This window comes from Mycolicibacter icosiumassiliensis, from assembly GCF_900078685.2.
Lineage (GTDB): Bacteria > Actinomycetota > Actinomycetes > Mycobacteriales > Mycobacteriaceae > Mycobacterium > Mycobacterium icosiumassiliensis.
In genome coordinates this window covers 284,808-309,782 of sequence record NZ_LT546166.1, presented here as the reverse complement: position 1 = coordinate 309,782, position 24,975 = coordinate 284,808, and the positions used below count along the sequence as shown (strand labels likewise).

General features: G+C 66.3%; 21 protein-coding genes and 2 pseudogenes. 4 read left to right on the top strand and 19 right to left on the bottom strand.

The window, feature by feature from the left end; translation table 11 throughout:
- Positions 1-10: 10 nt before the first annotated feature.
- Positions 11-925: a class I SAM-dependent methyltransferase gene (locus tag BN4346_RS25085; RefSeq protein WP_067967225.1), complete on the bottom strand. Its 915-nt coding sequence runs from the start codon at positions 923-925 to the stop codon at positions 11-13.
- Positions 926-979: 54 nt separating this feature from the next.
- On the opposite strand from BN4346_RS25085, the gene BN4346_RS25080 reads away from it, so the two are divergent.
- Complete coding sequence (locus BN4346_RS25080; RefSeq protein ID WP_235653513.1) at positions 980-1,516, top strand: lipocalin-like domain-containing protein; 537 nt, start codon at positions 980-982, stop codon at positions 1,514-1,516.
- Here the strand turns inward: BN4346_RS25080 and BN4346_RS25075 are convergent.
- From BN4346_RS25075 to BN4346_RS25055, 5 genes and pseudogenes are all read right to left on the bottom strand, one after another.
- Positions 1,503-2,471, bottom strand: coding sequence for an NADPH:quinone oxidoreductase family protein (locus tag BN4346_RS25075; protein WP_067967222.1), 969 nt, complete (start codon positions 2,469-2,471; stop codon positions 1,503-1,505). The genes BN4346_RS25080 and BN4346_RS25075 overlap by 14 nt on opposite strands.
- Positions 2,471-3,073, bottom strand: a pseudogene (locus tag BN4346_RS25070) (TetR/AcrR family transcriptional regulator). The gene BN4346_RS25075 and the pseudogene BN4346_RS25070 overlap by 1 nt, the downstream one beginning before the upstream one ends.
- Positions 3,039-4,349: an acyl-CoA dehydrogenase family protein gene (locus tag BN4346_RS25065; protein WP_067967220.1), complete on the bottom strand. Its 1,311-nt coding sequence runs from the start codon at positions 4,347-4,349 to the stop codon at positions 3,039-3,041. The pseudogene BN4346_RS25070 and the gene BN4346_RS25065 overlap by 35 nt, the downstream one beginning before the upstream one ends.
- 13 nt (positions 4,350-4,362) lie before the next feature.
- On the bottom strand, positions 4,363-5,124 hold the full coding sequence (locus tag BN4346_RS25060) for an SDR family NAD(P)-dependent oxidoreductase (protein WP_067967218.1): 762 nt from the start codon (positions 5,122-5,124) through the stop codon (positions 4,363-4,365).
- A gap of 75 nt (positions 5,125-5,199) precedes the next feature.
- The gene (locus tag BN4346_RS25055; protein ID WP_067967216.1) at positions 5,200-6,387 is read right to left on the bottom strand and encodes an NAD(P)/FAD-dependent oxidoreductase; all 1,188 of its coding nucleotides are present in this window, start codon (positions 6,385-6,387) and stop codon (positions 5,200-5,202) included.
- A gap of 163 nt (positions 6,388-6,550) precedes the next feature.
- On the opposite strand from BN4346_RS25055, the gene BN4346_RS25050 reads away from it, so the two are divergent.
- Positions 6,551-7,357: a class I SAM-dependent methyltransferase gene (locus BN4346_RS25050; RefSeq protein ID WP_067967213.1), complete on the top strand. Its 807-nt coding sequence runs from the start codon at positions 6,551-6,553 to the stop codon at positions 7,355-7,357.
- A gap of 3 nt (positions 7,358-7,360) precedes the next feature.
- On the opposite strand, the gene BN4346_RS25045 is transcribed toward BN4346_RS25050, so the two are convergent.
- From BN4346_RS25045 to BN4346_RS25020, 6 genes and pseudogenes are all read right to left on the bottom strand, one after another.
- Entirely contained in the window at positions 7,361-8,191 is an 831-nt protein-coding gene (locus tag BN4346_RS25045) for a mycofactocin-coupled SDR family oxidoreductase (protein WP_067967207.1), read from the bottom strand.
- Positions 8,192-8,314: 123 nt separating this feature from the next.
- Positions 8,315-9,505 (bottom strand): elongation factor Tu, encoded by a 1,191-nt coding sequence (gene tuf, locus BN4346_RS25040; protein WP_067967195.1) that lies wholly within the window; start codon positions 9,503-9,505, stop codon positions 8,315-8,317.
- 91 nt (positions 9,506-9,596) lie between these two features.
- Positions 9,597-11,699 carry an elongation factor G gene (fusA, locus tag BN4346_RS25035; protein WP_067967190.1) on the bottom strand — a complete coding sequence of 701 codons (2,103 nt, stop codon included), beginning with the start codon at positions 11,697-11,699 and terminating at the stop codon, positions 9,597-9,599.
- A 76-nt stretch (positions 11,700-11,775) separates the two neighbouring features.
- Positions 11,776-12,246, bottom strand: coding sequence for a 30S ribosomal protein S7 (gene rpsG, locus BN4346_RS25030; RefSeq protein WP_024441009.1), 471 nt, complete (start codon positions 12,244-12,246; stop codon positions 11,776-11,778).
- A complete protein-coding gene (gene rpsL / locus BN4346_RS25025) occupies positions 12,246-12,620 on the bottom strand; it encodes a 30S ribosomal protein S12 (protein ID WP_007767794.1) in 375 nt (124 codons plus the stop codon). The genes rpsG and rpsL overlap by 1 nt, the downstream gene beginning before the upstream one ends.
- Positions 12,621-12,798: 178 nt before the next feature.
- Positions 12,799-13,230: pseudogene (locus BN4346_RS25020) on the bottom strand (TetR/AcrR family transcriptional regulator); the annotation flags it as partial.
- 136 nt (positions 13,231-13,366) lie between these two features.
- Here BN4346_RS25020 and BN4346_RS25015 point away from each other — a divergent pair.
- Positions 13,367-13,732, top strand: coding sequence for a DUF3060 domain-containing protein (locus BN4346_RS25015; RefSeq protein WP_067967186.1), 366 nt, complete (start codon positions 13,367-13,369; stop codon positions 13,730-13,732).
- Entirely contained in the window at positions 13,729-14,139 is a 411-nt protein-coding gene (locus BN4346_RS25010; protein WP_235653512.1) for a DUF3060 domain-containing protein, read from the top strand. The genes BN4346_RS25015 and BN4346_RS25010 overlap by 4 nt, the downstream gene beginning before the upstream one ends.
- Positions 14,140-14,157: 18 nt before the next feature.
- Here BN4346_RS25010 and BN4346_RS25005 read toward each other — a convergent pair whose 3' ends face one another.
- The 7 genes from BN4346_RS25005 to BN4346_RS24975 form a co-directional block, all read right to left on the bottom strand.
- Positions 14,158-14,919: a crotonase/enoyl-CoA hydratase family protein gene (locus tag BN4346_RS25005; RefSeq protein ID WP_067967184.1), complete on the bottom strand. Its 762-nt coding sequence runs from the start codon at positions 14,917-14,919 to the stop codon at positions 14,158-14,160.
- Positions 14,916-15,629, bottom strand: a complete 714-nt coding sequence (locus BN4346_RS25000; RefSeq protein ID WP_096867440.1) for a PaaX family transcriptional regulator C-terminal domain-containing protein — start codon at positions 15,627-15,629, stop codon at positions 14,916-14,918. Before BN4346_RS25000 ends, BN4346_RS25005 begins: the two co-directional genes overlap by 4 nt.
- Before the next feature lie 29 nt (positions 15,630-15,658).
- Positions 15,659-16,594: a crotonase/enoyl-CoA hydratase family protein gene (locus BN4346_RS24995; RefSeq protein ID WP_067967182.1), complete on the bottom strand. Its 936-nt coding sequence runs from the start codon at positions 16,592-16,594 to the stop codon at positions 15,659-15,661.
- A gap of 12 nt (positions 16,595-16,606) precedes the next feature.
- Positions 16,607-18,247: an acyl-CoA dehydrogenase family protein gene (locus tag BN4346_RS24990; RefSeq protein WP_067967179.1), complete on the bottom strand. Its 1,641-nt coding sequence runs from the start codon at positions 18,245-18,247 to the stop codon at positions 16,607-16,609.
- A gap of 348 nt (positions 18,248-18,595) precedes the next feature.
- Positions 18,596-19,354, bottom strand: coding sequence for a deoxyribonuclease IV (locus tag BN4346_RS24985; protein ID WP_067967176.1), 759 nt, complete (start codon positions 19,352-19,354; stop codon positions 18,596-18,598).
- A gap of 29 nt (positions 19,355-19,383) precedes the next feature.
- Positions 19,384-20,865, bottom strand: coding sequence for a glutamate--cysteine ligase family protein (locus BN4346_RS24980; RefSeq protein ID WP_067967174.1), 1,482 nt, complete (start codon positions 20,863-20,865; stop codon positions 19,384-19,386).
- 159 nt (positions 20,866-21,024) lie between these two features.
- A complete protein-coding gene (locus BN4346_RS24975; protein ID WP_067967171.1) occupies positions 21,025-24,975 on the bottom strand; it encodes a DNA-directed RNA polymerase subunit beta' in 3,951 nt (1,316 codons plus the stop codon).

The following is a 24,975-nucleotide window of genomic DNA, read 5'->3' as shown; positions in this document are numbered from 1 at the left end:
GTGACCTTTTTCATACCGCTGGACCAGGCAAGACAGCGCTCAGGTAGGTCATGTCGTCGAACGCGACGGCCAGTTCGTCATCCCCGTACTCCAGGCCGCACTCGCTGTAGAGCTCACGGACCTGTCGGCCGGTCACGGTCCAGCCGGCGCGGGTCAGGTACTCGCTGATGTGATTGCGTTCGCCGTGGTAGATCAGGTCGCCGATCTCCACTTCGAACCCCAGCGCCGACATCTTCTCCCGGTGTTCACGCCACGCCGGGCTGGCGAAGACCGAGGTGTCGCTGATGAACTCACACGCCACCCGACTGCCCGGTGCGCTCAGCGACTTGATGGTGTCGAACAGGGCGTCCTGGGCGTCGGGCTGCAGGTAGATCAGCAGACCCTCGGCGCTCCAAACGGTCGGAGCCTGCGGGTCGAATCCGGCAGCCTGCAAGGCGCTCGGCCAGTCGTCGCGCAGGTCGATGGCGACGGTGCGGCGCTGCGCGGTGGGCTCGGCGCCCAGATCGCGCAGCGTGGTGGTCTTGAAGTCGATCACTTCCGGCAGGTCGACCTCGTAGACCACGGTGTCCGCCGGCCAGTCCAGCCGGTAGGCACGAGAATCCAGGCCGGAGGCCAGGATCACCGCCTGGCGGATGCCGCTGCGGGTCGCCGAGAGGAAGTGCTCGTCGAAGAATCGGGTCCGCACGCCCATGCCGTGGCCCATCCGGATCGGGTCGAACTCGCCGCCTTCGACGACCGGGATGTCGCCGTCGACCATCCGGGTGAAGAAGTCGATGCCCACCGCCCGCACCAGCGGTGCCGCCCAGGGGTCGTTGATCAACTTGTCCGGTCCCGAGGTGGCCAGGGCGCGCTGCGCCGCCACCATGGTCGCGGTTGCCCCCACACTGGTGGCCAAGTCCCAGCTGTCACTGTCCGTACGCGCCATCGCGATGCCTCTTTCGATTTCTCAAACTATCTAGCCAGGCTACCGACCACTGAGGTGGTCGTCGCCGCGTTCGGCGACGAAGTTGGGCTGGGTGACGAGCCGGTCGTCGGGCACCACCCGCTGGGCGCGCTACAGTGCGGGCTGCCCGACCGCCGAGCCGGTGACCCGAACCGTCATCATGCCCTGATGAGCACTTTGCGCGAGGCGCTGCTGGGCGGCTGGGAACTGTCGTCGTTTGATTCGGTCGACGCCGATACCGGCGCGGTGTCACACCCGTTGGGCACCACGCCGCGCGGTCTGATCCTCTACACCGCCGACGGCTATATGTCCGCGCAACTGACCGGCAGCGCCGACGCGACCGTGCCCGACAAGAAGCCGCCCGGCTACATCGCCTACGGTGGCCGATTCCGCGTCGACGAGGACACCGCGACGGTGCATCACGACGTGAGCGTGTCGATGCTGCCGGAGCTGTTGGCGCGGCCGCAGCCGCGGCAGGCACGCGTGGACGGTGACCTGCTGACCCTGTCGGCGACGACCACCACCGAGGGTGTGACGACGCTCAACACCTTGGTCTGGGTCAGACGTCGATGATGACTTTGCCGACCGCTTTGCGGTCGGCAACGTGGCGCAGTGCGGTTGCGGTCTGCGCGAGCGGGAACCGGGCGCCGATGTAGGGGCTGACCTTGCCCTGCGCGAACAGCTGATGCAGTTCGGCGAGGTCGCGCTCGTTCTCCGCCGGGAAGTCGGTGGCGAACGTCCGGATCTCCATGCCCTGCACCGTGATGCCCTTGAGCATCACCAGATTCAGCGGAATCGCCGGAATCGACCCGGCGGCATAGCCCAACGTGATGAAGCGCCCGCCGCGGGCCAAGCTGCGCAGCGCCGGCTCGGCGTAAGAACCGCCGACCGGGTCGAGTACCGCCTGCGCGCCGTCGCCGGTGATCTCACGGATCCGTGCCTTGAGGTCCTCCCGGTCGTAATCGACCGTCGCGGCCGCACCGCGCTGGCGGCACACCGCAAGCTTCTCCGGACTAGATGCCGCGGCAAGCACTTTCGCACCCATCGCCACCGCCAGGTCGACGGCGGCCAGCCCGACACCACCGGCAGCGCCCAGCACCACCACCCAATCGCCTTCTGCCACTTGGGCAACCGAGCGCAGTGCGTGATAGGCCGTGCGGTAAGTGACTCCGAAGCCGGCCGCGGCCGCGTAGTCGATGCCGTCGGGAATGGCGCTCGCCGCGGCCGCGGGCACCAGCGCCTGCTCGGCGAAACCTCCCACGAACGACGTACCGACCACCCGGTCGCCGGGCGCGAACGGCACGCCCTCACCCGCGGCGATCACATCACCGGCCAGCTCGCTGCCGGGCGTGAACGGTGTCGGGATCTTCAGCTGATACTTGCCGTCGATCAGCAGCACGTCGGGGAAGTTGACCGCCGCGGCCCGCACCCGGACCACCAGCGTGCCCGGCCCGGGCGTCGGGTCGGGCAGCTCCCGAAGCACCAGATCTTCCGGCGGGCCGTACTGCTCGCAGACGATCGCGCGCATCAGGCCGCCCCCAGTCCGCGAACACAGAACGACACCAGGTGATCCACATCGGCCCGCTTCGGTCGCCGGCCGGCATTGAGGTAGCCACGCATGCTCGACAACGTAGCGGCAAAGACCAGATCGGCATCCCGGCGGGGGTCTTCACCGCCGAGCGCGCTGACCGGTGCGGTGAGCAGGTCGCGCAACGGCGCCAGGATGTCCTCGTCGGTGCGCGGCCGCTCGGCGCTGACCGCCAGCTGGGTGCTCGCGGCGCGGCTCAGGTTCAGCAGGTGCGGGTCGGACAGCTGCGCCAAGGCGCCCCGGATCCAGCACGCGACCTGGGCTGCGGGCGTGGGTTCCTTGGCCAGTTGATGCGTCAGATAGAACCCCACAATCGCGACACCGCGCTCCATCACCGCCAGGATCACCTCGTCCTTGCCGGCGAAGTAGCGGTAGAACGCCTAGTTCGACGAGCCCGCCTCGGCGACGATGTCGCACACTCGGGGCGGGTCGGGCGCACTGCGCTGCAGCACCGTCACGGCCGCGGCCAGGATCCGTTCCACCTCGGCGGTGGCCTCATGCTGACGGTCATGGCACCGCCGGGATCCGGTCAAGGCGGTCACCGTATTTCGCGCGCGCGGCCTCGATGCGGTTGTCCAGGAACTCGCTGGGCCACTCCGGGTCCTCGGCCTCGTAATCCTTGAGCAGCAACCGGGCCAGGTTCACCTTGTGCGCCTCGGTGGGACCGTCTGCCAGGCCCAGCGCCACCCCACCCAGGAGCACATTGGTCAGCGGCAGCTGTTCGGTCAGGCCCATCGCGCCGTGCACCTGGATCGCGCGCAAACCGATCGACTTGAGCACCTGCGACGCCAGGATCTTGCAGACCCCGATCTCGGCTCGGGCCGCCTTCTCGTCGCCGGAGTCGATCAGCCAGGCCGCGTGCAGCACCGTCAGCCGAAACGGGATCAGCTCGGCATAGGAGTCGGCGATGAACGCCTGCACCAGCTGCTTGTCGGCCAACGAACTGCCTTGGGTAAAACGACTTTTGGCGCGACGGGCCATCATGTCGATAGCCCGCTGGGCCACCCCGATCGAACGCATGGCGTGATGCAGGCGCCCGCCGGCCAGTCGGCTCTGCAGGATCAGGAAGCCTTGACCCGGCTCGCCCAAGATCGCATCGGCCGGGACCCGCACATCGTCGTAGCGCACCAGTGAATGCCCGGCTTCGTGAGGATGCGACCCCACCAAGTGATGGGTGGCTTCGATGACCAGGCCCGGCGTACCGGCCGGGATCAAGAACGTCGAGGCCCCGCGGTGCACCGGAACATCCGGGTCGGTGATGGCCACCACGATGAAGAACGAGGCCACCGACGCATTGGAGGAGAAGTACTTTCGCCCGGTGATCACCCACGGCGCATCTTTTCCGGAGCCGTCGCGGACGGCCCGTGTGGTGAACACCCGCGGATCGGCGCCGCCCTGCGGCTCCGTCATGGAGAAGCAGGAGAAGATCTCCCCCGACAGCAGCCCGGCTAGATAACTGCCCTTTTGCTCTGGTGTGCCGAACCGGGCCAGGATTTCGGCGTTGCCGGTGTCGGGCGCCTGGGTACCGAACACGATCGGCGCCCAGCTGGACCGGCCCAGGATCTCGTTGATCAGGGTCAGTTTCACCGCCCCGAAGCCCTGGCCGCCCAGCTCCGGACCCAGATGCGGAGCCCACAGGCCTTGGTCGCGCACCCGGTCCTTGAGCGGGTCGACGATCCGGCGGCGTTCCTCGGTCAGCGGCAGGTACTCGCAGCCGGGAAACAGCACCTCCAGCGGCTCCACCTCGTCCCGCACGAATGCCCGGATCCAGTCGAGCTTCGCTTCGAACTCCGGTTCAGTGGAGAAATCCCAGGCCATATCTGCTCCTTCGTTAGGCACTGCCGCCGTCGACTCGAACGATCGAGCCGGTGGTGAAGCTGGAGGCGTCCGACATCAAAAACAGTGCCGCGCCGACGATCTCCGGCGGATTCCCGGCACGCTGTAATGCGGCGGCACCGAACGGGTTGTCAGCTTCGCCGAAGTCCCACGCCTTGGAGATATCGGTGAGGAACGGCCCGGGCATCAAGGTGTTGACCCGCACCGTGGGGCCGAACGCCTGGGCCAGCGCTTCGGTCATGACGTTGAGTCCGGCCTTGGACGCGGCGTAGGGGATGAACGACGGGTGCGGGCGCAGCGAGCCGTGGCTGCTGACGTTGATGATCGATCCCCGGCCCTGGGCCACCATGCGTTCACCGATCAACGCCGACAATCGAAATGGGCCTTTGAGGTTGAGGTTTACCACGGCGTCGAACATCTTCTCGGTGACGTCGGTCTGCTTGTCGTAGACCGGCGACATACCGGCGTTGTTCACCAGCACGTCCACCCTGCCGAACCGCTTATAGGCCGCATCGACCAATCCGTCGAGCTGATCCCAGCGCCCGACATGCACCGCATAGGGCAGGGCAGCGCGTCCGGTCTCGGCCTCGATCTCGGCGGCGGTGGCCCGGCAGGCCTCGAATTTGCGGCTGGCGATCACCACATCGGCACCGCAGCGCGCGGCGGCCAGCGCCATCTCACGGCCCAGGCCGCGGCTGCCGCCGGTGATCAGCACCACCCGGTCGGTCAGGTCGAAAAGCGAATCGGCATAACCCATGTCAGGCCCCCGTCGTCGTACGGGCGAGTTCGGCTGCGGCGCGATCCTCGCCGGCTGCACGAAGGCACTGGAAACCTAACCCAGCACTTCGGAGATCGGAGCTCCCGCGGCGATCTTGGCCCGCGCGCCCATCACCTTGCCGGGCCGGCCAGCGCCGACCACACCGGCGAGCACGCCGTCGCGCTCGTAGTAAGCCAGGAACTTGTGGCCGTCGTCCTCGACCAGGTGCACGGTGTCGGTGGCCTCCGGCTCACCCAGGCATTGGATCTTCACGTCGTACTGGTCGCTCCAGAAGTACGCCGGTACCGCTACGTCATGCAGGGACTCCCGGCCCAGCATGGTCGGGACCATCGCCCGGACCTGGGTGACGACATTGCTCCAGTGCTCGACGCGCACCTGGTGCCCGTCGCGGCCCCGCCAGAACGCCACGTCCCCGACGGCCCACACATTCGGCGCACTGGTGCGCCCGGTCGCGTCGCAGACCACCCCGTTGTCGAGGTCGATACCGCTGCCGTCCAGCCACTCGGTCGCGGGCCGCGAACCGACGCCGAGCACCACCACGTCGGCAGCCAGTTCGGTGCCGTCGCTGAGCACCACGGTCTCAACCCGGCCCGCACCGCGGACCTCGGCGACGCCGACCCCGCTGCGGACATCGACGCCGTTGGCCCGGTGCAGCCGGGCCACCAGTTCGCCGATCTGCTCACCGAGCACAGCAGCCAGCGGGGTGGGCTGCGGCTCGACCAGCACGACGTCCACGCCCAGTTTGCGCAAGCTGGCCGCCGCCTCACAACCGATGAATCCGGCGCCGATCACCACCGCCCGGCTGGCGCCGGCCGCGTCGTCGCGCAGCGCCAGGCTGTCCTCGAACGACCGGACCACGCGGATGCCGTCTAGGTCGTCGAAGCTCGCGATGCGCCGCGGCACCAGGCCGGTGGCGATCACAAGTTGGTCATAGCCCAGCACGGCACCGTCTGCCAGCGTCACCGATTGTGCGGCGGTGTCGACGCTGCGCGCGCCGCAACCCAGCCGCAGGCTGATGTCGTGGGAGGAGTAGAACTCCGGGGGCTCCAGCGTGGTGTCGTCGCGCTCGCCGCGCAGCACCTCTTTGGTCAGCGGCGGCCGGTCATATGGCGGGCGAGACTCGTCGGAGACGATGGTGATCGGCCCCGCGTATTCTTCGCGCCGCAATTCCTCGGCCGTGCGCACGGCGGCTAGGCCCCCGCCGACGATAACGACCCCATGACCCGAAGCGCTAGTGACCATCAGGATTTTCTACACGATCGCTGTACCGGATGGGGCACCAGCTTCTGTCCAGGCCGTGCTGAGCCCGGATTCGGTCCTCCTCCCACGGTGACGCGACCCAGATCTCATTGCGTGAGGGGCTGGATTTCCTGCAAGCTCAACTGATGACCGGGGCGAAGACAGCGTGACCCAGACGAGCGGCGAGTCCCTGAAGGGCGTATCGGCCACGACACTGTGGACACTTCACAACCGAGGTAGCGAGGCCAAACGCCCGGACAGCGTGATCGACGACCCGATGGCCGTGCAGCTATTCGATTCGATTCAGTACGACTACCGCAAGTTCGGCCGTCCCTCGCAGGCGCATCCCTTGCGTGCGTTGGCATTCGACCACCAGATCCGCGACTACCTCGTTTCCCGCCCCAAGGCATCGGTGGTGGCGCTGGCCGAAGGTTTGCAAACCAGCTTCTGGAGGCTGGATAACGGTGAACTCACCTGGTACACCATCGACTTGCCACCGGTAGTGGAGCTTCGCGATCAGTTGCTATCCCGCCACGAGCGGATCGTGACGCTGGCGCAGTCGGCGCTCGATCTGAGTTGGATGGACCGAGTCGATACCAGCGAGGGGGTCTTTGTGACCGCCGAGGGACTGTTGATGTATTTGCAACCCGAGGAAGCGTTGGGCCTGATCGCCGCCTGCGCCAAGCGTTTTCCCGGCGGTCGAATGATGTTCGACAGCATTCCGCACTGGTTCAGTCGACGGACGCTGCGCGGTTACCGGCTGTCCAACCGTTACGTGGCGCCACCGATGCCCTTCGCGATGACATCCGAGGAGGCAACGGCGCTCACCGCTCTGCCCGGCGTCGTGTCCGCGCGTGACGTGCCCCTGCCGCCCGGCCGCGGTATCTGGAAAGTGCTGACCGCCAAGCAGTGGGACAAGGCGGCGTTTGTGCGGCGAACCCGGCCGTCGATGACCTTGCTCGAATTCGGTTAATACTCAGTACTTGAGCGCGCCTTTGTCGACCGGGATCTGGACTCCCGTCAGGATTCCGGAGCCATCGCCGGCCAGCCACACCACCACGTCGGAGACACTGTCGGGCGTCATGAACGACTGCGGGTGCAGCGGCATCGGCGGGAAGGCGTGCAGATAGTCGGGGTGTTCGGCGAAGATCTTCGCCATCACCTGCGGCTCGATCATCGGGGTGTCGACGGAGTAGGGGTGAATCGAGTTGACCCGGATCCGGTGCTCGCCGACCTCCAGGGCCAGCGTATTGGTCAGGGCCACCAGGGCGTACTTGCTCGCCGCATAATGGCCGTTTCCGGGGGTGGCCTTCAATCCGGCCGATGAGCTGACGATCACGATCGAGCCCCCGTTGCCGGCTTCGATCATCGCCGGCACCGCCGCCCGGATGGTGCGCCAGGTGCCGGTCAGGTTGACGTCGATGACGGTGTTCCATTGCTCGTCGCTGAGCTCCCACAGCCGACCCCAGCTCAGCACACCGGCGTTGGCCACCACCACATCCAGCCGACCGAACTGCTCGACGCCGTCATCGACCAGTTGGCGCAGCGCGTCGTCGTCGCGGACGTCGACCTGCCGGGCCAACACCTTGCGGCCGTGGGCCTCGACGCCGCTGACCATCTCGGCGAATTCCTCGGGCGTGGCCGCCGGGTAGGTGATGGCATCCGATGCCGGGCCGCAGATGTCGGCGGCGATGATGTCGGCACCGGCGGCCGCCAGCCGGATCGCATGCGAACGGCCCTGGCCGCGCGCCGCACCCGTAACAAAGGCCACCTTGCCCTGCAGATTGTGGTTCTGGCTCTCACTCACTCGACGAGGCTAGCAGCTGTTTATGGAACGTGTTCTAATTCCGCGCGCAGCTGCCCGCGAGCAGACGCAAAGTCCCCCTTTTCCCGGAGGAAAAGGGGGACTTTAGGTCTGCTGACGCAGGTACTACTTGATGATCTTGACGACCCGGCCGGCGCCGACGGTGCGACCACCCTCACGGATGGCGAACCGCAGACCCTCGTCCATGGCGACAGGCTGGATCAGCTTGACGGTCATCTCGGTGTTGTCACCGGGCATCACCATCTCGGTACCCTCCGGCAGGGTCACCACACCGGTCACGTCGGTGGTGCGGAAGTAGAACTGCGGACGGTAGTTGTTGAAGAACGGCGTGTGGCGACCGCCCTCGTCCTTGGACAGGATGTAGGCCTGGCCCTCGAACTCGGTGTGCGGGGTGGTGGTGCCGGGCTTGACCACAACCTGGCCACGCTCGACGTCCTCACGCTTGATACCACGGATCAGCAGACCGACGTTGTCACCGGCCTGGCCCTGGTCCAGCAGCTTGCGGAACATCTCCACACCGGTCACGGTGGTCTTGGTGACGGTGGGCTTGATGCCGACGATCTCGACGTCCTCGTTCACGTTGATCACGCCACGCTCGACACGACCGGTGACCACGGTGCCACGACCGGTGATCGTGAACACGTCCTCAACCGGCATCAGGAACGGCTTGTCGGTCTCGCGGACCGGGTCCGGGATGGACTCGTCGACGGCGTCCATCAGGTCCTCGACGGACTTGACCCACTTCTCGTCGCCCTCGAGCGCCTTCAGAGCCGACACCCGGACCACCGGGGCCTCCTCGTCGAACTCCTGGGCGCCCAGCAGTTCGCGGACCTCCAGCTCGACGAGCTCCAGGAGCTCCTCGTCGTCGACCATGTCGGACTTGTTCAGCGCCACCAGGATGTAGGGCACACCGACCTGACGGGCCAGCAGCACGTGCTCGCGAGTCTGCGGCATCGGGCCGTCGGTGGCCGCCACCACCAGGATCGCGCCGTCCATCTGGGCGGCACCGGTGATCATGTTCTTGATGTAGTCGGCGTGGCCCGGCGCGTCGACGTGGGCGTAGTGCCGCTTCTCGGTCTGGTACTCCACGTGGGAGATGTTGATCGTGATACCGCGCTGACGCTCTTCGGGAGCGTTGTCGATCTGGTCGAACGCACGCGACTCGTTGAGGTTCGGGTACTTGTCGTGCAGAACCTTGGTGATAGCCGCGGTCAGCGTGGTCTTGCCGTGGTCAACGTGACCGATGGTCCCGATGTTGACGTGCGGCTTCGTCCGCTCGAACTTCGCCTTCGCCACTTCTTGTCCTCCTGGACTTGTTGGTGCTGGGTTACAGCAGGATTGATCTTTTTGGGTTTGTGCCACCGTAGCGGCACGGGCGGGCAGCTACTTACTCGCCCGTTGCCTTCGCGATGATCTCCTTCGCCACCTGCGCCGGCACTTCGGCGTAGGAGTCGAAAACCATGGAGTAGTTCGCCCGGCCCTGGGTCTTCGACCGCAAGTCTCCGACGTAGCCGAACATCTCCGACAGCGGCACCTGCGCCTTGACGACGCGCGCACCGCTGCGCTCCTCCATGGCCTGGATCTGGCCACGGCGGGAGTTCAGGTCGCCGATCACGTCGCCCATGTAGTCCTCGGGCGTGGTGACCTCAACGGCCATGATCGGTTCCAGGATCACCGGCTGCGCGGCAGCGGCAGCCTTCTTCAGCGCCTGCGAGCCGGCCACCTTGAAGGCCATCTCGGAGGAGTCGACGTCGTGGTACTGACCATCGGTCAGGGTGACCTTGATGTTGACCAGCGGGTAGCCGGCCAGCACGCCGTACTGCATGGCGTCCTGGGCCCCGGCGTCCACCGCGGGGATGTACTCGCGGGGCACGCGGCCACCGGTGACCTTGTTCTCGAACTCGTAGGTCGCACCGTCTTCGCCGGTGAACGGTTCGATATCGATGAGGACCTTCGCGAACTGGCCCGAACCACCCGTCTGCTTCTTGTGGGTGTATTCGACCTTCTCCACCTTGCGGCGGATGGTCTCCTTGTAGGCCACCTGCGGCTTGCCGACGTTGGCCTCGACCTTGAACTCGCGGCGCATGCGGTCCACCAGGATGTCCAGGTGCAGCTCGCCCATACCGCCGATCACGGTCTGGCCGGTCTCCTGGTCGAGGTGCACCTTGAAGGTGGGGTCCTCTTCAGCCAGCTTCTGGATCGCCAGGGAGAGCTTCTCCTGGTCACTCTTGGTCTTGGGCTCGATGGCCACCTCGATGACCGGGGCCGGGAACGTCATCGACTCCAGCACGATCTGGTGGTTCGGGTCGCACAGGGTGTCGCCGGTGGTGGTGTCCTTCAGGCCGATCATCGCGTAGATGTGGCCGGCGAACGCCGAGTCGACCGGGTTCTCCTTGTTGGAGTGCATCTGGAACAGCTTGCCCAGCCGCTCCTTCTTGCCCTTGGTCGAGTTGACCACCTGCGTGCCGGACTCCACCTTGCCCGAGTACACCCGGACGTAGGTGAGCTTGCCGAAGAACGGGTGCACCGCGATCTTGAACGCCAGCGCCGAGAACGGCTCGTCGATGCTGGGCTTGCGGCTGATGATCTCGTCTTCCTTGCCGGGCACATGGCCCTGCACCGACTCGACGTCCAGCGGCGACGGCAGGTAGTCGATCACCGCGTCCAGCATCGGCTGGACACCCTTGTTCTTGAACGCGCTGCCACACAGCACCGGGTAGAGCTCCGACGAGACCGTGAGCTTGCGGATGCCGGCCTTGATCTCCTCGGTCGAGAGCTCCTCGCCGCCGAGGTACTTCTCCAACAGCGCTTCGTCGGTCTCGGCGACCGCCTCCAGCAGAGCGGTCCGGTACTCGTCCGCCTTGTCGGTCAGGTCGGCCGGGATCTCGATGGTCTCGTAGGTCTCACCGAGCTTGGTCTCGCCGCGCCAGACCTTGGCGTTCATCTCGACCAGGTCGACGATGCCCTCGAAGTCGTTCTCCGCGCCGATCGGCAGCTGGATCACCAGCGGGCGAGCGCCGAGGCGCTCTTCGATGGTGCGCACGGTGAAGTAGAAGTCCGCACCAAGCTTGTCCATCTTGTTGACGAAGCAGATTCGGGGCACGTCGTACTTGTCGGCCTGCCGCCACACCTGCTCGGACTGCGGCTCCACGCCCTCCTTGCCGTCGAACACGGCAACGGCGCCATCAAGAACACGCAGGGAACGCTCCACCTCGACGGTGAAGTCGACGTGACCCGGGGTGTCGATGATGTTGATCTGGTTCTTGTTCCAGAAGCAGGTCACCGCGGCGGAGGTGATGGTGATGCCGCGCTCCTGCTCCTGCTCCATCCAGTCGGTCGTGGAGGCACCGTCGTGCGTCTCACCGATCTTGTAGTTGACGCCGGTGTAGTACAGGATCCGCTCGGTCGTCGTCGTCTTACCAGCATCAATGTGCGCCATGATGCCGATATTGCGGACCTTGTTCAGGTCAGTCAGCACATCCTGTGCCACAGCAGTCTTCCCACTCTTTCGGTTACTTCAATTGCTTGTTGTCGCAGATGCGTCGGCGGTCAGGCCGCCGACGTGATCACCAGCGGTAGTGCGCGAACGCCCGGTTGGCCTCAGCCATCTTGTGGGTGTCTTCACGCCGCTTGACGGCAGCACCAAGGCCATTGCTGGCATCGAGGATCTCGTTGGCCAGGCGCTCGATCATGGTCTTCTCCCGGCGAGCCCGCGAGAAGCTCACCAGCCAGCGCAGCGCCAGCGTGGTGGAGCGCTCGGCACGCACCTCGACCGGAACCTGGTAGGTGGCGCCACCGACGCGGCGGCTGCGAACCTCGAGGGCCGGCTTGACGTTGTCCATCGCGCGCTTGAGCGTCACGACCGGGTCGGTACCAGTCTTGTCCCGAGCCTGCTCGAGAGCGCCGTAGACGATGCGCTCAGCCAGCGACTTCTTGCCGTCCAGCAGAACCTTGTTGACCAACTGGGTGACCAGCTGCGACCCGTAGACGGGGTCGTTGACCAGCGGACGCTTGGGTGCGGGGCCCTTGCGCGGCATCAGCTCTTCTCCTTCTTCGCGCCGTAGCGGCTGCGGGCCTGCTTGCGGTTCTTGACTCCCTGGGTGTCCAGCGAGCCACGGATGATCTTGTAGCGCACACCCGGCAGGTCCTTCACACGACCACCACGCACCAGCACCATCGAGTGCTCCTGCAGGTTGTGACCCTCGCCTGGGATGTAGGCGGTCACCTCCACCTGGCTGGTCAGCTTGACGCGCGCCACCTTGCGAAGTGCCGAGTTCGGCTTCTTCGGGGTGGTGGTGTACACGCGGGTGCACACGCCCCGTCGCTGCGGGCTGCCCTTGAGGGCCGCGGTCTTCACCTTGGCGACCTTGTCGCGGCGGCCCTTACGGACCAGCTGCTGAATGGTTGGCATCTACCGGCTTCCTGTATCGCTGTTCAAAACTGTCGTAAATCCGCGGTCGGTGCCCCACCGCTACCCCGCGGTCGGGCGTGTCGCATGGGCCGCTGCGGATTACTCCGCTGCATAATGGACATGCAAATTGGGCCAGGCGCGCGCGTTATGTCACCAAACGCGCCTCGGTGGCCAGGCACGAGCTACCACTAGCCGCGGCGGTGTACTCCGGGTCGTCGCCGCCCAGCGGCATCCGGGTGAACGCCGAATACCGGCCCGGGTGGTGGTGGGCATAGCTGCGGTAGGCGCCGGCCATCACCAGCACCGCGTCGTCGCGAGCACGGCCCTGCCCGACCTGGGTCAGCATCTCCAGAATGTCGTCGATGACCCGCATGCGCATGGCACGGCGCAGATCATTGAGGCTATGCACGTGGTTGTACAGCGACGGGCCCTTGGTGCCCAGCTGGGTGGCCAACGCATTGATGGTCAACGCGTCCCAGCCCTCGCGGTCCAGGAAGTTCAGGGCCGCGTTGACGATGACGTCGCGGCTCAGCTTGACCGGGCGCGCCCCCGATTTGCCGTTGGCGCGCGAGCGACCCCCCGCTGCGGGTGGGTCTGGTCGAGCTGACATGGCGTACGCCCTTCATATCGTGCGGAGAAGATCAGCACAGAACTCTAATCGAACGATTAGTGGGGGAACCCGCGTACGCGCCAGCTGATGCGACGTAAGCTTTGCCGAGATTACGTCCGGTGAGAGGGGCTCGGAGATGAAATGGACCGCGCTGGTTAGTGCGCTGCTGAGTCTGGTCGCCGGTTCGCTGGGGGCAGCCGCGAGCGCGGGCGCCGTGCCGGGCGACATCCACATCTATGGGGTGCACGAGACCCACACGCTGGACTGCGACGGTGGGACGCTGTTCATCAACGGCGTCAACCTCACCATTCACGCGATGGGCACCTGCTACGCGGTGACCACGCAGGGCTCGCAGAACACCGTGATCGCCGACACCATCGTCAACGACGTCACCGTCTACGGCAACGACACGACCGTGTACTTCCACAATGGCGACCCGCTGCTGTTCGACCGCGGACGCGAGCTGGGGATGACAAACCGGCTGGCGCGCGTACCGGCGTGACCTTCGTTCTCCGGGTAAACCTCTGCTCGCTGCTGGCCGGAGGAATGACGCTGCTTGCAGTGGTGCTCACCGGCTGCGAGTCGGAGGCGCCGCCTAAGTCCTCGCGGATCTCGCAGAACTACGACGGCCGGTTCGCCAACACGATCAGATACGAGTCGTTCGGTGCGACATCGGCCGTGGACTGCGCCGAGGGCAAATCGCTGAACGTCGCCGGTTCGAACAACAAGCTGACGGTCCGGGGCCGCTGCGAGGCGGTGAACGTAGCCGGTGCCGACAACCGCATCACCATCGAGCGCGTCGACAAGACACTGACGATCACCGGGCTCAACAACTCCATCACCTACCGCGGCGGCGATCCCAAGGTCGACAACCGTGGGTCGGGCAACACCATCGCCGACAAGCGCTAACGGGGAGCGTCCGGCCCATCAAGCTTTAGCGCCGTGGCGGCCGGCCCCGCCGGCGAACCGGCCCGCCCCGCGCAACGCCTCGTCGGCCACTCGCTCGATGCTCTCGAATTCGGAGTCCATCGCATGGGATTCGGTCATGCCCCACTGCCGCAGCGCCGATAGCCGATCCGAGCGCAGGCAGCCCTGCGGCAGCTCGGCCAGTTCGAGGGCCAGCTGCTCGGCGGCCCAACGCGCCTCACCGGCGGGGACAACCCGATTGGCCAATCCGATCGCCAGCGCCTCGTCGGCGTTCACCGCACGTCCGGTGAGGATCATGTCCATCGCGCGACTGTGGCCGATCAGTCTGGGCAACCGCACGGTGCCGCCGTCGATCAGCGGCACGCCCCAGCGTCGGCAGAAGACGCCGAAGGTCGCGTCGGCCTCGACCACCCGCATATCGCACCAGAGCGCCAACTCCAAGCCACCGGCAACCGCGTAGCCGCTGACCGCGGCAATCACCGGTTTGGACAACATCATTCGGGTCGGACCCATCGGCCCCGGACCGCTGCGATGGGTCTGATTGGCATTCGGGGTACCCAATGCCTTGAGATCGGCTCCCGCGCAAAAGGTTCCGTGGTCTCCCCACAGCACGGCCACCGACGCGCTCTCGTCGCGGTCGAATTCGTGGAAGGCCTGATAGAGCGCGGCCGCGGTCGGGCCGTCGACGGCGTTGCGGGCGTGCGGCCGATCCAAGATCACCGTGGTGACCGGACCGCTGCGCGCCACACGCACCGCGCTCATCGCAGCACCGCCTCTTGGTCCACGTCGCGTCGCGCTGCCAGTTCATTGGCGAACTCCTCGTAACGACTACGGATTCGCGTCCCCGGCCAGTCAGCCGGAAGCAGTTCGGGGGGCAGTACCGGGTCGCGGCGCAGGTGGCGGACCATGGCCGCGGCGACGATGAAGCGGCTTGGTACGTCCTGCGCGTCGGCCATCGCGGTGAGCAGCTCGTGGCCAGTCCGCGCCCATCCCGCCAGATCCCACAGCGTGGCGGCCAATTCGGCCGGCTTCTCGTCACGCGCGGTGAGCAGCCGGGTATACCTCCCGAGACTCTCACCCAGCTCGACCTCGATGTTGTCCGGGCGCATCCAGAATCCCTCACGCAGCTCGGCGAACCGACGCTCGGCCAGCCCCGAGCGCAAGGCAGCCCGGGTTCGCGCATCGCGGCCGGTGCTGGTGATCACCACGGCAAGCCAGTTGCCGTCCCAGCTCCTGGTCTGCGGATTCAGGGCCACGTCCTGTAAACGCTGACGCTCCAGCAGACGCTCGGACAGTCCGTAGCCCTCAACCGAGCGGACCAGGTCTCCGGCAGCGACCAGTCGGGTCAGCGCCACCCGCAAGGCCGTTTCCTTGATGCCGAAATCTGTTGTCAATCTCAGCAATTCAGCCGCGGTGGCGGACGCCGGGTGGGCACCCAGGAGCACCGACAGAACTACCGAGCGGGCTGTCATACGCACTGTGTCGGACATCGGGCGGCCGCCTAAACCCCGGAGGTCTTTCGACCGTAGTCCCCGAACGGCTCGTCTCGGTGCCGCACCGCGTCACGGAACCCATGCTCCACCGCGTCGGCGACGAATGCGTGCCCCTCCGGCGTATGCCGCGCCACCCCGTCGAACACCGTGCTAACCATCCGGCTGGTGGCCACGCCCTGCTGCAGCAGTGCGGTGTTGAGTGCGAGTTTGGCCATGATCAGTTGGTTGAGCGGCATTGCGGCGATGCGCCCCACCAAGCGTTCGGTGCGCTCATCGAGATCAGCCGGGTCGGGGGCCTCGATCGCCAGACCCCATTCGGCGGCCTGGGCTCCGGTGATGCAATCTCCGGTCAGCAGTAGACGTTTGGCTCGCTGGTCGCCGAGCCGGTGTGCCCACAGCCCGGCCGCCGGCACTCCCCACACCCGAGTCGGCGGGTAGCCGATCTTGGCGTCGGAGGCCGCGATCACCTGGTCGGCGTGCAACGCGATGTCGGTGCCGCCGGCTACGCAGTAGCCGTGGATCTTGACCACCGTGGGCTTGTCGGCGTACATCAGCGAGGCGAAGCCGCGGACGAACCGGCTCATCATCTGGTAGTCGATCATCGGGTCCCACGGCTGATCCGGGCGGTGGTTGGCGGCCTGGGTCTTGCCGTCGAGCACACTGCCCCGGTAGTTCTCGCCGCCCGCCGACGACGAGCCTTCGGCGTAGGCACCCAGATCGAAACCGGCGCAGAATCCCTCGCCGCGGCCCGACACCAGGATCACGTGCACGTTGGGGTCCAGATCGGCCCGTTCCACCAGTGCCGACAGTTCCAGCGGCGTGTCAGCGGTGATCGCGTTTCCGTGCTCCGGACGGTTGAAGGTGATCCGGGCAACCCGATAGGCGACCTCGTAGGTCATCGTCCGCAGGTTGTCGAATTCGACCGGGGCGATGTGGTGCCGCATGGCGCGATTATGTCAGCCCTTCACCAGGGAACGCTCGATAATCGGCCCGAGGTCGAGGCCCGCCGGCAAGGTGCCGAACGCGCCACCCCATTGGCCGCCGAGCCGCGTCGCCAGGAACGCCTCGGCGACGGCCGGGTGGCCGTGCCGCACCAGCAACCCGCCCTGCAGCGCCAGGCAGATGTCCTCGGCAATCTTGCGCGCCTGGTACTGGGCGCCGACCACGTCACTGCCCAAGCTCGCCAATTGGCCCTTCAACGCCTCGACGTGAGTGTCGAGCCGGGGGTCCTGCCCGGCGGTCTCGGCCAGCTCATCGAAGAGCACGGCCACCGACTGCGGCTGGGTGGCCAGCGCGCGCAGCGTGTCCAGCGCGCTGACGTTGCCCGACCCCTCCCAGATACCCATCAACGGCGCCTCCCGGTACAGCCGCGGCATCAGGGAGTCCTCGATGTAGCCGTTGCCGCCCAGGCACTCCATCGCCTCGGCGGCGTGCGGGGTGGCGCGCTTGCACACCCAGTACTTGGTGGCCGCCAGCCCGATCCGGCGCAGCAGACTCTCCCGTTCGTCGCCGCGAATCGCCTTGTCGGTGGCACCGGCCATCCGCATCGAGACCATGGTGGCGGCCTCGGCCTCCACGGCCAGATCGGCCAGCACGTTGCGCATCAGTGGCTGATCGATCAGGTAGGCGCCGAACGCCTTTCGGTGCTGAGCGTGGTAGATAGCGCGGGCCAGACCCATCCGCATGCTGGTGGCACTGCCCAACGCGCAGTCCAGACGGGTGAGGTTGACCATTTCGATGATGACCGAGACCCCGCGGCCCTCGTCCCCCACCAGCCAGGCGGTGGCCCCGTCGTACTCGATCTCACTGGAGGCGTTGGCGTGGTTGCCGAGCTTGTCCTTGAGCCGCTGCAGCCGCATCCGGTTGCGGGTGCCGTCAGGCAGGATCCGGGGCAGGAAGAAGCAACTCAGTCCCCCGGGAGCCTGCGCCAGCACCAGGAACACGTCGCACATCGGCGCTGAGGTGAACCACTTGTGCCCGGTCAGGTTATAGCTGCCATCAGCGTTCGGGACCGCCTGAGTGGTTCCGGCGCGCACATCGGAGCCGCCCTGCTTTTCGGTCATCGACATGCCCGCGGTGATACCGGCCTTGGTAGCCGGCACCTTCAGCTCGGGGTCGTAGACCCGGCTGGTCAGCAGGGGCTCGTAGATCTTGGCGAGTTCGGCGTTATTACGCAACGCAGGCACGATCGCGTACGTCATCGAGATCGGACAGACATGGCCCGGTTCAGCGGTCCACACCCCGGTTTGAGCGGCGCGAACGACATGCGCGCCGGGTCGCGGGTCGGCCCAAGGTGCGGCGTGCAGGCCGTGGCCGATCGCGGTGCGCATCAACTCGTGGTACGCCGGGTCGTATTCCACCTCGTCGATCCGGTTACCGACGACGTCATGGGTGTGCAGCACCGGCCGGTTGCGGTCAGCCAGCTCGCCCCAGCGCTGCACCTGCTTAGATCCGGAAAGAGCCCCAAGATCGGTGACCTCGTCGACGCCCCATTGGCCGCCCTCGCGGATCAGCGCTTCAATGAGGACCGGGGACGCCGCCGGGTTATAGCCTTCCAGCGGAAGGACCTGGTTGGTGACGATATGCGTGTCGGCCATAGCCGAATATTACAGTTTTTGCACGCACGCACAATAGGTGTAATCAAATTGGTGCCGGCAAACAAAAACGGCGGTCACGGCCCGGGGTCGGGAAGTCCCGGGCTGTGACCGCCGTCGTTTTGCGGCGCCGGACTAGGAGCTGCACACTCCCCCCACACCATGCTGGTGTCGCTCAGGCATATGGACCCCCTCCAACCTGAGACGCGTGCGCAGCTCCCGCGGTCACGGCGCCTAGCAAAGTTATAGCACACAACCAACTCAATATCGTCTAATCTGCGATAAAACAGTCGAATCGGATGTTTTTTGCGGTCATCGGCGCACCCGCGACCACCGCGCCGGCGGTCGCGGTTACCGCAGCCGGTCTTTTAGGAACGCGATGTCGGCCTTACGGCCCTCTTCGGCGGTCTCGCAGATGACCGGAGCTGCCGCGGCCTCGACCACCGCAACCAGCAGGTCCGGATCGATCTGGCCGGCACCGAAGTTGGCGTGCCGGTCCCGCCCGGAGCCGGGCACGTCCTTGGAGTCGTTGCAGTGCACCAGATCGATGCGCCCGGTGATCGCCTTGATTCGTGCCACCGCATCGGGCAGGGATTCCCCGGCCGCCCAGGTGTGACAGGTGTCCAGGCAGAACCCGACGCCGGTGTCGCCAATGTGGTCCCACAGTTTGGCGATGGTGTCGAAGTGCCGGGCCATCGCATAGTCACCGCCGGCGGTGTTCTCCAGGTACACCGGGACGGTGGTCTCCAGACGGTCCAGCGCCTTGCGCCACCGCGCGAACCCGGCTTGCGGGTCGTCGTCATCGGCGGTCACGTGGCCGCCGTGCACGATCACCGCGACCGCGCCGATGTCAGCGGCAGCATCGCAGGTCTGCTGCAAGATGGTGCGCGACGGGATACGCACCCGATTGTTCGGGGAGGCGACGTTGATCAAGTACGGCGCGTGCACATAGATCGGCAGCGCCGCCGCGCGAAGTTGCGCCGCGTCATCACGGGGTTTGGGGGGCTTCCAGCTCTGCGGGTTGCCGAGAAAGATCTGCACCACCTCGGCACCCTCGGCTTCGGCCGCAGCCAACGGATTCTGCGGCCGCACATGGGATCCGATCAACACGGCGGCCAGCCTAGCCCGACCCGGACGCCTCAGCCCAGTTCGATCGGCCAGGTATGCACCGGCTGGTTGGCATGCATGTGAGTGCAATAGCGGTTCAGCATCTCCGCCAGCGCAGCGGGCCGGCTCAGGCCCTGGGCCTGCAACGCGCGGACCGTCGCCACCTGCCAGGTGGCGCCGTTGCGCCCGGTCGCCGCCCGGTCCGCGATGATGCCCAGGAACCGGTCGGCCACCTCGGCGCCCACCCCCCATTCGTCAAGGCCTTGGCGGGCCAGCGGCAGCAGCTCGCGCTGCGTCAGTTCCGGCACGCTCACCTCGCCCAGCTCCGGCCAGAACAGTCGGGCATCCACACCGTGGCGCGCGGCCCGGCGAAAGTTGTCGTGCGCCACGGCGAAACTCATCTGCGTCCACAGCGGGCGCTGCTCGCGCGCCAGTCTGCGCAGCAGGCCGTAGTAGAAGACCGCATTGGCCACCATGTCGGCGACCGTGGGACCCGAGGGCAGGACCCGGTTCTCCACCCGTAGGTGGGGTCGTCCGTCGACGACGTCGTAAACCGGGCGATTCCAGCGATACACCGTGCCGTTGTGCAGCCGCAGCTCTGCCAGTTGCGGGGTGCGCCCCTGGGCAAGTTCGTCGGCTGGGTCTTCCGTGGAGACCTCGGGCAGCAGCGACGGGAAGTAGCGCACGTTCTCCTCGAACAGGTCGAAGATCGAGGTGATCCACCGCTCGCCGAACCACACCCTGGGCCGCACCCCCTGGTTTTTCAGTTCGTCGGGGCGGGTATCGGTGGACTGGGCGAACAACTCCACCCGGGTCTCTGCCCACAGGCGGTGGCCGAAGAAGTAGGGCGAGTTGGCGCCGATCGCCAATTGTGGGCCAGCCAGCACCTGGGCAGCGTTCCAGTGGTCGGCGAAGTCAGCCGGCGAGACCTGCAGGTGCAACTGCATGCTGGTGCACGCCGATTCCGGCGCGATGTTCTCGGCATGCAGATTCAGCGGCTCGGGGCCGTCGATGTCGATGCCGATGTCTTCGCCGCGCGCCGCGAAGATCGAGTCGTTGAGTGCCGCGTACCGCGCCGAATCACTCATCCAGTCACCGGCCAGATGCTCGGGCATCAGTGTCGGCAGGATGCCGATCATGACAATGCCCGCGTCGTGTGCGCGGGCTTTAGCCTGCGCGTCGTTGAGGCTGGCGCGCACCTCGGCTTCCAGGTCCAGCGCCGCCAGGGCCGTGAACTGACGGGGCGGCACGTTGAATTCGATGTTGTAGGAACCCAATTCGCGTTGAAACGCCGGATCGTCGATCGAGGACAGCACGCCGGCGTTCGACATGGCCGGCCGGTAGTCGTCGCCGATCAGGTTGCCCTCGATCTCCATACCGGTCAGCGGCGGCTCACACTCGAAGCTGGCCTGCGCCAGCATCGTCTCGAAAACATCCAGGCACTGCTGGATCTTGTGCCGGTATTGGCGACGCTGGGTGCGCGAATAGGTGGTGCGGTCGACTTCGTCCCCCATCTCAACGATGCAACCCGGTCTGCTGCCGGGCCGCAACCTGACGAGTCCGCCGAGTGGGAATCCTGCGACGCGACACTCCGCCGCGACGTCGCAGGATTCGCGCTCGACGGATACGAAAAGAGCCCCGGGGATACACCCCGAGGCTCTTCTCGTCGATGACTAGCGGTAGTCGCTGTACCCGTAGTCGTCCAGCGGAACCGCGGCACCGGTGGCGGCGCCGAAGTCCGGGCTGTAGTACTGATCCTCGTACGACGGGATCGTGTACGCAGCGGCCCGGGCCTCTTCGGTGGGCTGCACGGCGATGTTGCGGTACCGGTTGATGCCGGTGCCGGCCGGGATCAGCTTGCCGATGATCACGTTCTCCTTCAGACCCTGCAGCTTGTCGCTGCGGCAGTTGATCGCCGCATCGGTCAGCACGCGGGTGGTCTCCTGGAAGGAAGCCGCCGACAGCCACGAGTCGGTGGCCAGCGACGCCTTGGTGATACCCATCAGCACCGGACGTCCGGCCGCGGGCTCCAGGCCCTCGGCCACCACGCGACGGTTCGCGGTCTCGAACTCAGCCCGCTCGGTCAGCGAACCGGGCAGGAACTCCGTTGCGCCCGAGTCGATGATGGTCACCCGGCGCAGCATCTGCCGGACGATCACCTCGATGTGCTTGTCGTGGATCGACACACCCTGGGCCCGGTAGACCTGCTGGACCTCGTTGACCAGGTGGATCTGCACCTCGCGCGGGCCCTGCACACGCAGCACCTCGTGCGGGTCGGCCGAGCCCTCCATGAGCTGCTGGCCGACCTCGACGTGGTCGCCGTCGGACAGCAACCGCTCCGAGCCGTCCTCGTGCTTGAACACGCGCAGCCGCTGACGCTTGGGCAGCTTGTCGTAGACCACTTCCTCGCCACCGTCATCCGGCACGATCGTGATCTTGTAGAACTTCTCGCCCTCTTCGAGCTGCACCCGTCCGGCGACGTCGGCGATCGGCGCCTTGCCGCGCGGAATCCGGGCCTCGAACAGCTCCTGCACACGCGGCAGACCACCGGTGATGTCGTCACCGACACCACCCTGGTGGAAGGTACGCATGGTCAGCTGAGTACCGGGCTCACCGATGGACTGGGCGGCGACGATGCCGACCGCCTCACCGATGTCGACCAGCTTGCCGGTAGCCATCGAGCGGCCGTAGCAGGTGGCGCATACCCCGGTTCCGGTGGCGCAAGTCAGCACCGAACGCACCTTGACGCTGGCAATGCCGGCAGCCAACAGGGCCTCGATCGACGGGTCGCCGAGGTCATGACCGCGCTCGATCACGACCTTGCCCTTGTCATCGACCGCGTCAACGGCCAACGTACGGGCGTAGGCCGACGTCTCGATGAACGGGTTGCGGATCAGCGATCCGTCGGCCTGGACCTCGGCCAAGTCGACGATGATGCCGCGCTCAGTGCCACAGTCGTGCTCGCGCACGATCACGTCCTGGGAAACGTCGACGAGACGACGCGTCAGGTAACCCGAGTCAGCGGTACGCAACGCGGTGTCGGCCAAGCCCTTTCGGGCGCCGTGGGTGTTGATGAAGTACTCCAGCACCGTCAGGCCCTCACGGAAGGAGGACTTGATCGGACGCGGGATGAACTCACCCTTGGGGTTGGTCACCAGGCCCTTCATGCCGGCCAGCGTCCGGGTCTGGGTGAAGTTACCCGTTGCACCGGAGTCGACGATCGTGATGATCGGGTTGTCGGACGGGTAGTGGTCACGCAGTGCCTGACCCACTTCCTCGGTGGCTTCCTTCCAGATCTCCACCAGCGCCTCGTTGCGCTCTTCACGGTTGAGAGCGCCACGCTGGAACTGCTTCTCCAGCTTGTCGGCACGCTCCTCGTAAGAGTCGAGGATCTCCTTCTTGCGCGGCGGCACCAGCACGTCGGCCATCGAGACCGTGACGCCCGAACGGGTGGCCCAGTGGAAGCCAGCGTCCTTGAGCTTGTCGACGGTCTGGGCGACCACGATCATCGGGTAGCGCTCGGCCAGGTCGTTGATGATGACGGCCTGAACCTTCTTGTGCATCTGCTTGTTCACGAACGGGTAGCCGGTCGGCAGCAGCTCGTTGAACAGCACTCGGCCCAGCGTGGTCTCGGCGATCCACGACCCGCCCGGACGCCAGCCGTTCACGCCGAACAGCTCGGTCTCCACCTCGGTCGGCGGCCGCAGCTGGTCCAGCCGCACCTTGATCTTGGCCCGCACCGACAGCGCACCACGGTCGACAGCCATGATCGCCTCGGCCGGCGAGGAGTACACGCCGGCCTCCGGACGGTCCTTGGCGGCCGGGGTGTATTCGCCTGTGTCACCCTCGATCTCGGTGGTCAGGTAGTACAGCCCGGTCACCATGTCCAGCCGCGGCATAGCCAGCGGACGACCCGAGGCCGGCGACAGGATGTTGTTGCTCGACAGCATCAGGATGCGGGCCTCAGCCTGCGCCTCCGCGGACAGCGGCAGGTGCACGGCCATCTGGTCACCGTCGAAGTCGGCGTTGAAGGCCTCACACACCAGCGGGTGCAGCTGAATGGCCTTGCCCTCCACCAGCTGCGGCTCGAAGGCCTGGATACCCAGGCGGTGCAGGGTGGGTGCACGGTTAAGCAGCACCGGGTGCTCGGCGATGACCTCTTCGAGGACGTCCCACACCTGGGGACGCTGCCGCTCCACCATCCGCTTGGCGCTCTTGATGTTCTGCGCGTGGTTGAGGTCCACCAGTCGCTTCATCACGAACGGCTTGAACAGCTCCAGAGCCATCAGCTTGGGCAGACCGCACTGGTGCAGCTTGAGCTGCGGACCGACCACGATCACGCTGCGGCCCGAGTAGTCAACACGCTTACCGAGCAGGTTCTGACGGAACCGGCCCTGCTTGCCCTTGAGCAGGTCAGAGAGCGACTTCAGCGGACGGTTGCCCGGTCCGGTGACCGGCCGGCCGCGACGGCCGTTGTCGAACAGCGCGTCGACGGACTCCTGCAGCATCCGCTTCTCGTTGTTGACGATGATCTCGGGGGCACCCAGATCGATCAGTCGCTTCAACCGGTTGTTGCGGTTGATGACCCGGCGGTACAGGTCGTTGAGGTCGGAGGTCGCGAAGCGGCCACCGTCGAGCTGCACCATCGGACGCAGCTCCGGCGGGATCACCGGTACCGCGTCAAGCACCATGCCCATCGGGGAGTTACCCGACTGCTGGAACGCGGCGACCACCTTGAGGCGCTTGAGAGCACGAAGCTTCTTCTGCCCCTTGCCGTTCTTGATGGTGTCGCGCAGCGACTCGGCCTCGGCGTCGATGTCGAAGGTCTCGATCAGCTTCTGGATCGACTCGGCACCCATAGCACCGGTGAAGTACTCGCCGTAGCGGTCCACCAGCTCGCGGTACACGGTCTCGTCGACGATCAGCTGCTTGGGAGCGAGCTTGACGAAGGTGTCCCAGATGTTGCCCAGGCGCTCCAACTCACGTCCGGCACGGTCGCGCAGCTGACGCATCTCGCGCTCGCCGCCGTCGCGAACCTTGCGGCGCACATCGGCTTTCGCACCCTCAGCCTCCAGCTCGGCCAGATCGGCCTCGAGCTTCTGGGCGCGGGCCTCCAGGTCGGCGTCCCGCTGGTCCTCGACGGCCTTCTTCTCGACGACCATCTCGGCTTCCAGCGTGGACAGCTCGTTGTGACGCATCTCGGTGTCAACGCTGGTGATCACGTAGGCCGCGAAGTAGATGATCTTTTCGAGGTCCTTGGGCGCCAGGTCCAGCAGGTAGCCCAAACGCGACGGAACGCCCTTGAAGTACCAGATGTGGGTGACCGGGGCGGCCAGTTCGATGTGGCCCATCCGCTCACGACGCACCTTGGCGCGAGTGACCTCGACGCCACAGCGCTCACAGATGATGCCCTTGAAGCGCACCCGCTTGTACTTGCCGCAGTAGCACTCCCAGTCGCGAGTCGGTCCGAAGATCTTCTCGCAGAACAGACCGTCCTTCTCGGGCTTGAGCGTGCGGTAGTTGATCGTTTCCGGCTTCTTGACCTCGCCGTAGGACCATTGCCGGATGTCCTCGGCGGTGGCCAGGCCGATCCGGAGTTCATCGAAGAAGTTGACGTCGAGCAC